Annotated in this window: 11 protein-coding genes, 1 pseudogene and 1 riboswitch; of the genes and pseudogenes, 4 read left to right on the top strand and 8 right to left on the bottom strand. The window is 67.5% G+C overall.

The window, feature by feature from the left end:
- Positions 1 to 33: 33 nt before the first annotated feature.
- A riboswitch (yybP-ykoY riboswitch) is annotated at positions 34 to 207 on the top strand.
- Positions 208 to 212: 5 nt separating this feature from the next.
- The gene (mntP, locus tag AC1DYX_RS06050; protein ID WP_477257300.1) at positions 213 to 779 is read left to right on the top strand and encodes a manganese efflux pump MntP; all 567 of its coding nucleotides are present in this window, start codon (positions 213 to 215) and stop codon (positions 777 to 779) included.
- A 30-nt stretch (positions 780 to 809) separates the two neighbouring features.
- Here the strand turns inward: mntP and AC1DYX_RS06055 are convergent, their stop codons facing one another.
- From AC1DYX_RS06055 to AC1DYX_RS06070, 4 genes are read right to left on the bottom strand one after another with little or no spacing between them, the layout of a single operon-like run.
- A complete protein-coding gene (locus AC1DYX_RS06055) occupies positions 810 to 2,321 on the bottom strand; it encodes a tryptophan halogenase family protein (protein ID WP_477257302.1) in 1,512 nt (503 codons plus the stop codon).
- Positions 2,322 to 2,338: 17 nt separating this feature from the next.
- A complete protein-coding gene (locus tag AC1DYX_RS06060) occupies positions 2,339 to 3,349 on the bottom strand; it encodes a cupin-like domain-containing protein (RefSeq protein ID WP_477257304.1) in 1,011 nt (336 codons plus the stop codon).
- Entirely contained in the window at positions 3,333 to 4,046 is a 714-nt protein-coding gene (locus tag AC1DYX_RS06065; protein WP_477257306.1) for a SapC family protein, read from the bottom strand. The genes AC1DYX_RS06060 and AC1DYX_RS06065 overlap by 17 nt, the downstream gene beginning before the upstream one ends.
- Positions 4,047 to 4,078: 32 nt before the next feature.
- The gene (locus AC1DYX_RS06070; RefSeq protein WP_477257308.1) at positions 4,079 to 5,611 is read right to left on the bottom strand and encodes a tryptophan halogenase family protein; all 1,533 of its coding nucleotides are present in this window, start codon (positions 5,609 to 5,611) and stop codon (positions 4,079 to 4,081) included.
- Positions 5,612 to 5,866: 255 nt separating this feature from the next.
- Between AC1DYX_RS06070 and AC1DYX_RS06075 the strand changes: the two genes are divergently transcribed.
- On the top strand, positions 5,867 to 6,973 hold the full coding sequence (locus tag AC1DYX_RS06075; protein WP_477257321.1) for a serine hydrolase domain-containing protein: 1,107 nt from the start codon (positions 5,867 to 5,869) through the stop codon (positions 6,971 to 6,973).
- A 102-nt stretch (positions 6,974 to 7,075) separates the two neighbouring features.
- Here AC1DYX_RS06075 and merP read toward each other — a convergent pair whose 3' ends face one another.
- Genes merP through AC1DYX_RS06095 form a run of 4 tightly spaced genes read right to left on the bottom strand, consistent with a single transcriptional unit; the run spans position 7,076 to position 9,440 of the window.
- On the bottom strand, positions 7,076 to 7,363 hold the full coding sequence (gene merP / locus AC1DYX_RS06080) for a mercury resistance system periplasmic binding protein MerP (RefSeq protein ID WP_477257310.1): 288 nt from the start codon (positions 7,361 to 7,363) through the stop codon (positions 7,076 to 7,078).
- Positions 7,364 to 7,374: 11 nt separating this feature from the next.
- Positions 7,375 to 7,761 (bottom strand): mercuric transporter MerT family protein, encoded by a 387-nt coding sequence (locus AC1DYX_RS06085; protein WP_477257313.1) that lies wholly within the window; start codon positions 7,759 to 7,761, stop codon positions 7,375 to 7,377.
- Positions 7,762 to 7,766: 5 nt separating this feature from the next.
- Positions 7,767 to 8,888 carry a transglutaminase-like domain-containing protein gene (locus AC1DYX_RS06090; RefSeq protein ID WP_477257315.1) on the bottom strand — a complete coding sequence of 374 codons (1,122 nt, stop codon included), beginning with the start codon at positions 8,886 to 8,888 and terminating at the stop codon, positions 7,767 to 7,769.
- 9 nt (positions 8,889 to 8,897) lie between these two features.
- Complete coding sequence (locus AC1DYX_RS06095) at positions 8,898 to 9,440, bottom strand: TlpA family protein disulfide reductase (protein ID WP_477257317.1); 543 nt, start codon at positions 9,438 to 9,440, stop codon at positions 8,898 to 8,900.
- Between the two features lie 132 nt (positions 9,441 to 9,572).
- Between AC1DYX_RS06095 and AC1DYX_RS06100 the strand changes: the two are divergent.
- Together AC1DYX_RS06100 and AC1DYX_RS06105 are read left to right on the top strand one after the other, a co-directional pair.
- Positions 9,573 to 9,902 (top strand): annotated as a pseudogene (locus tag AC1DYX_RS06100) (DMT family transporter); the annotation flags it as partial.
- A gap of 88 nt (positions 9,903 to 9,990) precedes the next feature.
- The coding region (locus AC1DYX_RS06105) for a hypothetical protein (RefSeq protein ID WP_477257319.1) at positions 9,991 to 10,229 on the top strand (239 nt) is incomplete at its 3' end.

Genomic DNA, 10,229 nt, shown 5'->3' on the forward strand with positions numbered 1-10,229 from the left:
GCTGGTCCTGGTGCCTGTTATGCAGTAGAATGCCCGCATTCCATTGGGGAGTAGCCGGCTTTCGCGCTCGCGAAAGTTCCCGTATCAACATACTCGCTGGCCAAGGCCGGCGTGGTACGGGCAGCCGTTTCGGTTGGCAAGACCTTTGGTATGCCTGCGCGTTCATCGGGCCGCGCCGGCATGCCATCGTCATTGCCCGACTGGAATCATCAATGAATGTCCTCGCCACCGCCGCACTCGCCCTCGCCATGTCCACCGACGCATTCGCCGTCGCCGTCGGCAAGGGCGCAGCGCTGCAGCGTCCCCATCTCCGCGAAGCCCTGCGCACGGGCGCCATCTTCGGCATCATCGAAGGCCTCACGCCCGTCATCGGCTGGGCGATGGGCCACTTCGCCGCACCCTATGTCGAAGCATGGGACCACTGGATCGCCTTCACCCTGCTGGGCGTGCTGGGCCTGCGCATGATCCATAAAGGACTGTCCAACGCGGACGAGGAGGACGAGAAGCCGTCGTCGCACTCGTTCTGGCTGTTGGCCGTGGCGGGTTTCGCCACCAGCATCGACGCGATGGCGGTCGGCGTCGGCCTCGCGTTCATCGATGCGAACATCGTGACGACGGCCGGCGCCATCGGCCTGTCGACCTTCATCATGGTGACGCTGGGCGTGATGGTGGGACGCGGTCTCGGCAAGCTGGTGGGCAAGCGCGCGGAAATCGCGGGAGGCCTGGTGCTGATCGCGATCGGTTCGTTGATCCTGTACCAACACATCGGCCACGGTTGACGGCGGCCGGGATGCAGGCCGCCGTCGTGCTCAGGGTTTTCCGGCCGGGCAGTAGCGCTCGACGTATTGCTGGTGCGGCGGCAGTTGCGACACCGTGCGGCGCACGCCGTTCTGGATACCGTCCAGGAAGCCGCGCAGTTCGTCGTCGCGCATCAGGTCCGCGCTCGGATGCCGGCGGGACGGCGTGAGGCCCTGGCCCAGCATCACCTGCACCCACGAGTTTTCGGCGAACAGCTCGTCCCCCTGGCGGAAGACGCGGCCGCTGTCGCGGAACAGGTCGATGCGGTGCCGCAGGCTGTCCGGCACGGGCGTCAATGCCGCCTCCTGCCAGTACGGCGTGTCGCGCCGGTTCGTGACCTTGTAGTGCAGGATGATGAAGTCGCGGATCGTGCGGAGGTCTTCGTCGGTCTGCGCATTGAACTCGTCGATGTCCGACTGCTGGATGCCCTGCGTCGGGAACGTCTGCAGCAGGCGCACGATGCCGCGCTGGATCAGGTGGATGCTGGTCGATTCGATCGGCTCCAGGAAGCCGCTCGCGAGCCCCAGCCCGATGCAGTTGCCGGCCCACACGCGTTTGCGCTGGCCGGGCGTGAAGCGGATCGTGCGCGGCGTCGTCAGGGCCTTTCCCTCGACGTTGCCGAGCAGCGTGGCGCGTGCCGTATCCTCGTCGACGTGGCGGCTGGAGAACACGATGCCGTTGCCCGTGCGGTGCTGCAGCGGGATGCGCCATTGCCAGCCCCAGTCGTGGGCGATGGAGCGCGTCAGCGGGCGCGCCGGGCCGGCGGATTCGGTCTGCACGGCGATCGCGCTGTCGTTGAACAGCCATTGCGACCAGTCCTCGAATTCCACGCCCATCGTCTCGCCCAGCAGCAGCGAACGGAAGCCCGTGCAGTCGATGAACAGGTCGCCCTCGATGCGCGTGCCCGAGTCCAGCACCAAAGCCGTGATGTGGCCCGTGGCCGGATCGGTGTCGACCGTGGCGATCGTCGCCTCGATGCGTTCGGTGCCGAAGTGTTCGGAAAAGCGGCGCAGGTAGCGGGCGTAGCGCGTCGCGTCGATGTGGTAGGCGTAGTTGATGCCCTCGTTCGGCAGGTGGCCGAAACGGTTTTCCCGGGATGCGACGAGTTCCAGGCAGTAGTCGCCGTAATCGCCCGCCAGGCCGCGTTCGCGGCCCTTCAGCCAGAAATGCTGGAAGCCGGCGGTCCAGTGGTCCGTGCCCGTGGTGCCGAACGAGTGGATGTAGTCTTCGCCGCGCGCGCGCCAGCCCTCGAAGTTGATGCCCAGCTTGAAGGTGGCCTGCGTGGCGGCCATGAATTCCTGCTCGCCGATGTCGAGCAGGCGGTGGAAGTGCACGAGGCTGGGAATCGTGGCTTCGCCCACGCCCACCGTGCCGATGTCGTCCGATTCGACGAGCGTGATGTCGACGACCTTGCCGAGCGTGCGCGACAGCGCCGCCGCAGTCATCCAGCCGGCCGTGCCGCCGCCCGCAATGACGACGCGGCGGATCGGACGGCCGAGCCCTTGTCCGTTGTTCTTGTCCATATCTCCTCCTGGCTTTTTTATCTGTTGATCCGGCGTAGCAGCTGGCCGCGCAGGATGCGCGCGCCATCGTCGTCGAGCGGAGACAGCGCATAGCGCGCATTGTCCGGCAAATGCGCGAGATTCGCAGGGTCCGGTTCGAAAATGTAATGCCGGAAGATTTCCTGCCACGCGCGGCGCTGCGCGGGCGGCAATTCCCGCATCGTCAGGATTGCCAGCATCAGCGCGTTCGTCGGCGTGTCCATGTAGTCCGGCGACTGGCGCCACCAGTAGTTCACGAGCACGTTGAAGGCGGACAGCGCTTCCACATGGTGCCACCACATGGACGGAATGAACAGCGCGTCGCCCGGTCCCATCTCCGCCACCTCCGCGTGCGCCAGCGCCTCGGCATAGCGCGGAAAGCGGTCGAAGTCGGGATTGCGCACGTCGACGAGACTGATCGGCTGTCCGGCGGGGTTGAAGTCGAGCGGGCCGACGTATAAATTTTTCAACTGGTCAGGCGGGAACAGCGTGAAGCGGCGCTCGCCCACCGCCACGACGGCCAGGTTGTCCGGCAGGTCGTAGTGGGTGGCGACCACCGTGCGGTTGCCGATCCAGATGCTGGCCAGCGCGTTGCGCCCGCCCAGGTCGACGTCGTTGTCGGCGCGCAGGCCGGGCAGGGCGCCGTCGATCGACGTCGAGCCCACGTAGATGGCTCCCGGATCCGGACGGCTGCGGTGGACGGCCARCTCGTCCAGCACCTGGTCGAGCCGTGCGCGCACGTTGTGGAAATTGAAACCCGTGACGTCGTCGTTGTAGAAGAAGCGGCCTTTGACGTCCGGAGGGCCGAGCATCGCGTTCACGGTGGCGTCGCGATAGAACCGGCGCAGGTAGGCGTCCGCGCCCTCGGCCGACTCGCGCCCGGCGCGCACGAGCGGCCAGTCGGCGGCGAGGCCGCGCACGACGTAAGGCCGGGTCGCGCGCAGCATCTCGTCCGGCAGCCTGCCGTCGGCGGCCGCAACCTCGCGCACCAGCTTAACGTTGGCGGTCATTGGCACGGTTCTTCCGTTGGATCAGGCCGCGGAACTGGGCCAGCGATGCCACGGCCATGTAGATGGCCTGCAGATGCCCGGCGCGGTGCAGGCGCGCGAGCTGGTCGGCCGACAGTGTCGCCAGGCGGTCTTCGTCGATCGTGTGGAAGCCGGCCAGGCGGTGTTGCGAACCGTCGTCCAGCTCGACGTCCAGCACGAACGGTTCGAGCAGTTCCAGCTCGACGAGTGAGGCCACGAATGCTTCCGAGGCGCGCACGCCGTCATGGATCGTGCGCAGCACGGACGTGATGTGCTCCAGGTATTCGCTGGTGCCGCCATAGGTGAGGAACAGCGCTTCGCCCTCGATGCCGCCGTCGCGCACGCGCGGGCTGTCCAGGTCGATGTGGACGGACGGCTCGTCGCCGCCGCGCCCGATCATGAACGGCTGGCGCTCGATGGTCAGGGGGATCGTCGGCGCATCCCAGCCGTTCGGGCCGAGGAACAGGTTCTCGCCCTGTTCGAAGCCCAGCAGGGCAAGCGCGTCGTAGCCGCCGTCGCCGTCCGGTGCGAAGACGATCGGGTAGCAGGCCTGCAGGTCGCGGAATTCGGCGGGGAAGGTCAGTGCCGACATCACGGCGTCGCCATAGGCCGCGCCACGCGTGGTGACGATGCGCAGGTTTTTGTGGACGACGTTGTTCAGGGGGGCGTGGTTGGCCATCGGTTCGTAGTCTCTCGTTGTTGTCGTTGTATTTATTGCTGGGGCATGCCGTACTGGCGGATGTGGTCGAGCATCGCGCGGTTCGCGGGCAGTTGCGGGAGCATGCGGGCGGTGAGCCGCGCGGCCTCGCGGAAATRCTGGTCGGCACGGTCCGGCAGGTCGGACGCGCGCTCGTTGAACTCCGGCCGGAAGCCCATCCCGTACAGGACATACTGCCAGCTGGCGGACGGGAAGATCTCCTCGATGCGCGGGAAGTCGCGGCGCGACGGCGCGCGCGTCCGCCACAGCATGAGCAGGTCGGACAGACGGGGCGAGCGTGTGTGGGCGGTACGGTGGTCGAGCCAATACGCGGAGTCCGTGCGCTTCGACAGCACGTAGTGCAGCTTGAGAAATTCGATGGTGCGTTCCCAGCGATATGTGAATGCCTCGTTGAAGCGCGCGGCGATCATGTCCATCTGGCTGCGCCTGGCTGGCAGGTCGTCCGCCAGCCAGGCGGCCGACAATTCCACGAGCGCGAGCGCCGAGGCTTCCAGCGGCTCGATGAAACCCGCCGACAGGCCGATGGCGACCACGTTGCGCTCCCAGAAGCGGGCCCGGTAGCCCGGATCGAATGCGATCTTGCGCGGCGCCGGGATGTTCCCCCCGATGCCGGTCGCCTGCAGGTAGGCGCGCAGCGTGCGCTCGGCTTCGTCGTCGCTGCAATGTGCGCTGGAATACACATGGCCGACGCCGCGCCGCGTGGGCAGGCCGATGTCCCAGATCCAGCCGCAGGATTGCGCGGTGGACGTCGTCTGCGACGCGATGGGCGTGTCCGGCGCAGGGTAGGGCACCTGCACGGCGAGGGCGCGGTCGTTGAACAGCACGTCGCGCTGCGATACGAACGGCACGCCATAGTGGCCGCCCAGCAGCAGCGACGCCATGCCCGTGCAGTCGACGAACAGATCGCCTTCGACGACGCCGGCCTCGCGCGTGCGCAGCGCGGCGATGTCGCCGTCGGCGGCGGGCAGGATGTCGACGACGTGGGCGAGCACGTGGCGCACGCGCAGCTTTTCCGTGCAGTGCTTTTGCAGGAAGACGCCGAACTTGCCGGCATCCAGGTGGTAGCCGTAGTTCGCGACCCCGGCGTATTCCGGCGTCTGCGGCTGCTTCGGCGCGCGGCCCTGCACGCACAGGTGCGGCTGGTAGCTCACGAGGTCCGCAAACGGCACGTCGCGGTGGCGCTGCTGCCACGCGGCCGCGAGGTTCGCCTCGCCATAGCCCTGGGGGGCCGAGAAGGGGTGGAAATAGACGTCGCCGTCGCTGCCGTCGAGCCAGCGCTCGAAGCGCGATCCCTGCTTGAATGCGGCGTCGCATGCGCGGAAGAATGCCGCTTCCGACACGCCGATGCGCTGCAGCGTCTCGCGCATCGAGGGCCACGTGCCTTCGCCGACGCCGATCGGCGGCACGCCGGGCGATTCGACCAGCGTAACGGCAAGGCGCGGATGCTCGGCCGCGAGCACGGCCGCGACCAGCCAGCCGGCGGAGCCGCCGCCGACCACAACGACGTGTTCGATGGGTGTAGTCATCTCTGTTTTCTTTTTTCTCGTAGGCCGCACGAGTCTACCCGAAAATGCTGTTTTTGGAACAACTTTTTGATTGTTGAAACCGATTACTGGAGGGCGACTGTCCGCAACCGGGCGAGCGTGTGCAGTGTCGGCGACCTGTCGAAGTTAGCGCTCTCATGGCATCATGACGGCTGTGGCGCCGCGCGGGGCGGCGCCGGTCGGGTCATGGAGAGCGGGATGCGGGTCGGGACGTGGTTGGCGGCGGGTGTGGCTTTGATGACGCTGGCGGGCTGCACGCCGCCGTTGCGGCCGCTGCGCTCACTGTCGGACCCGGAAATCCAGCGCGTCATGAAGCGGGAACAGGTGCAGGGCCTGGCCTACGCGACGATCGAGAACGGGCAGGTCAGGAACGTGCGGACCTTCGGGATGCGCAACGCGGCCGTCTGGCAACCGCTGACGCCCGACACGATCATGGACGGCAGCGCGCTGACGAAGCCCGCCTTCGCCTACATGCTGCTGCAACTGGCGGATGAAGGAAAGCTGGACCTCGACGCGCCCGTCGCGCGGTTGCTGCCCCGTCAGCCGCAGTATCGGCGCGAACGTTCCTCCGACTTTTCCGACGTTGCCGCGGACCCGCGCTGGCAGGCGCTCACGCCACGCATCCTGCTGGCGCACGGCGGCGGCTTCGCCAACCAGCGCTGGCTGGAACCGGATGGCCGCCTGCGCATCCATTTCGACCCCGGCAGCCGCTACGCCTATTCGGGCGAGGGCTACATGGTCCTGCAGATGGTCGTCGAACGGGGCCTCGGCCTGGACGTCGGGCAGGAGATGCAGAAGCGGGTGTTCGACCGCTTCGGCATGCGCAACACGAGCATGCACTGGCGCGCCGACTTCGCGGACAACGTGGCCGAAGGGTATGGCTTCGACGGCGCGACGCAGCCGCACGAGCGGCACTACCGCGTACGTGCGGCCGGTTCGATGGAGACGACGATCGCCGACCAGGCGAAGCTGTGGGCCGGCATGATGCGCGGCGACGGCCTGCGTCCGGACACGCGTGCCGCGTTCGCCACCGGCTGGCTGCCGATCGTCGCGCGCCACCAATTCCCGACGCTGGACGGGGCCGAGGCCGCGTGGCCGCAGAAGCTGGCGGCGGGCCTCGGCGTCGTCGCGTTCGAGGACCGCTCGGGCCCCGGCTGGTTCGAGGGCGGCCACAGCGACACGACGGCCGGTTTCGTACTGTGCATGGAAACGGGTCAGCGCTGCGTCGTGATGCTGTCGAACGACGTGCGCGCCGACCGCCTGTTCCCGGAACTGGGCCGCCAGGCGCTCGGCCCCGACGACATGCCCTGGAGCTGGCAATTCGGCTGGCTGGATGCGCCCTGACATCGATGCACGGCCTGTTTCGCGACCCCGGTAGGTTGGGCATTTGGGGCCGGGGGCYCCAAATGAAACGTGCCCACGCGTGACGCATGCGGTTCGTTGGCGTTACTTCGCCGTCTTCAGCATCGACGGGTAGCCGACGTCTTCCGTCGCCTGCTTCAGGTCGGCGACGGTGGCCTTGGCGTCGTCGAAGACGATGACGGCTTCGCGTTTTTCATAGCTGACCTTCACCTTCGAGACGCCCGGCACCTTCGTCAGGGCGGCCTTGATGGTGATGGGGCAGGTGGCGCAGTCCATCGTCGGCACGTTCAACAGCACCGTCTGCTGTTTCGCCATGGCGAGCGAAGCGATTGATGCRAGGGCGATGAAGGCGAGGGTCCTGGCGAGTTTCATGATATCGGTCCTCAATAGAACAGCGGGGCGACCAGCGGAAAGCCCAGCAACAGCGCGACGAACAGCGCGCAGGCGATGAACACGCGGCGCATCAGCGGCCGCGTCGTGGCACAGACGCCGTCCGCCACGTCGCACTGGCGCAGGGGACGGAACACGAGCCAGCCGGCCCAGGCCAGCGCGCCGATGGTGAGGGCGATGGCATAGGGCGTGACGGGCTTCAGGGCCTGCAGGTTGGCCATCCACGCGCCCGTCACACCGACCAGCACGAGAGCGAGCGGCAGCACGCAGCACGTGGAGGCGAGCAGCGACGCGAGCACCGCGACGGCGATCAGCCGGCCGGCCTTGCGGTCGGTACCGGCGTCGGCGTCGCGGGTGGCCGGGCGGGCGAGCGTGGACATGCGGGTCAGATGGCGCGCGACGTGATCGTGTACTTGAAGGCGTCCGGATTCAGCGAGTCGTACGCTTCGCCGCCGCTCTGCGCCTGCGGGTACATCAGGAAGCCCACCTTGCCGGCGACGGAGCCGGGCAGGCGCACGTCGTGGGCGAAGTTATAGCCCATCCAGTTGCCTTCCCAACCGCCGAACAGCGCGCGCTTGACCGGGGCGACGACGGGATGGTCCGGGTCCTTGATCCAGTTCGGCGTTTCCTGGCGCATGACCTTCGCCACGTCGGCCGGGTCCATCGCGACCCAGCCGTGCTGCTTCAGGTAGACTTCGGCGCGGCAGTGCTGGGCGCCCTGCAGCGATGCCGGCTTGCCGCCAAGTTCCTTGTAGCCGAAGGCACTCGGTGCGATACGGATGCCGTAGACGTCGCGGGCCGGCACGCCGGAGGCGCGCGACAGGCCCACGAACAGGCCGTTCAGGTCGGCGCACTTGCCGCCGAAGTTGCCGGTTTCCAGCATCGTCTTGATGTCGCCCGTGCCGCAGCCCTTGACCTTCGGCTCGCGGAACGTGTTCAGCACGATCCAGTCGTAGATGCGCTGGACTTTTTCCTCATCCGTACGCGCGCCCTTCGTGATCGTCAGCGCCGTCTTCTTGACGATGCCGTCGAGCGGCATCAGGTCGGTCGGCTGCAGCCACACGCGCAGGTCCTCGGCGCTCTCGCCGCCCGGCGTGCGCGTCTTCCAGTWCTCGGCGCGGTCGCGCGTCTGGATGCGCGACACGACTTCCAGCGCCGGCGGCGCCGAACCGTCGAACTCGGCGACGAGGAAGCGGGCGCCGTAGTGCGGGTCGGTCTCGACGCGTGCCTTCGTCGCATTGCCGGACCAGTTGTTCGACAGGGTGCGCTGCCAGTCCGTGTCGACCGAGGGCAACGGGATCCACACGGTCGACGGACCGGCGGCGCGCTGCAGCGCCACCTTCGTCACGACTTCGTAGCTCTTCCAGTCGCCCGGACGCGGATCGAAATGGCGTTCCTGTTCCTGTTCTGCGGCGAACAGCGACCCGGGCAAAGCGGAGGACAGCGCGAGGCCGCCGGCCGCTTTCAGCAGCGCACGGCGGGCGAATTTGACGTTGAGGTCTTGCATGGCTTTTCCCTATTTCTGGTTGTGTTGTTCTCGGTCTGCCCGCGGCGCCAGCAGGCCATCGATGGCGGCGCGCAGCCGGGTGTCGTCGGGCGGTATTTCACCCACCGTGCGCCAGCGCGCACGGCCACTTCGATCGACGACGATCGTCGTCGGCATCACGCCTGGCGTCCAGCGCTTGAACGCCTCCCCCGTGCGGTCGCGCAGCACGGTGTATGGCAGCGGATGCGCGGCGGTGAAGCGTTCGATCGTGTCCAGCGGCTCCTTGTAATTCACGCCGACAACGGTAACGCCGTCGCGTTCCGCCAGCGTGCCCAGCGCCGGCAGCTCGTCCACGCAGGGCCCGCACCAGCTGGCCCAGAAATTCACGACGACCACCTTGCCGCGCAGGCTCGCGAGATCCCGGGCCCGGCCATCGAGGCCGACCAGTTGCAGGGCCGGCGTCGGCTGGCCCGCGGGCCAGGGCCGCAGCACCGCATCCTTCGCCGCAGCCACGCCCGCGAGCAGCGCGAGCAGCAGGCCGGCGGCCATGCGGGTGAACATCCTGGTAGGCATCGTTGGCGTCGGGGATTCGAAGCGGAAACAGGTGTCATGATACCAGAGCGCATTGTGACGCGCGCGGCAGGCCTCCTTCGAGTTGGCACGGGGCGACACCTTTGTTCATAATCCGGCAACAAATGAGTCTCGATAAACAACTGGATCTGCCTGGCGATCGCCATTTTGTCGGAAACCGTCGCTACCACGGGACTGAAGGCCAGCGCCGGTTTTACGCGCCTGGGTCCCGCCACGCTCGTCGTGGTGGGCTATGGGCTCGCTTTCTATTTCCTGTCGCTCACTCTGCGCACGATCCCGCTCGGCGTCGCCTACGCCGTCTGGTCCGCCGTGGACATCGTCCTCATCACGGCGGCCGGCTGGTTGATGTATGGACAAAAACTCGATACGGCCGCGCTGGCCGGCATCGTGCTGATCGTCGCGGGCGTGCTCGTGATGAACCTGTTCTCGAAGACAGCCCGCCACTATGAGCCCGACCGCCAACCGTGCAGCCGGCAGCGTCCGCGTGCTGTTTCAGAACGGCAATCGCTGGGTGGGCGTCGGCCACAACACCGTGTTTCCCGATGCGGCGGGCCAATGGTGGACGATCTACCACGGCATCGATATCAATGAACCGTTCTTCAGCGCGCGCGACAAGTTGACGCGGCGCCTGGCGCTGCTCGACCGTATCGACTGGGTCGACGGCTGGCCCGTCGCGCGCGGGGCGCCAAGCGACGAGCCGCGGCCGGCGCCGGTCACGRCAAAGTCCACGCGCCCGCGCGCGCCGGCACTGGCGCCGGCGCCCGTCCCGCG

The organism is Massilia sp. P2_C2 (assembly GCF_056404615.1).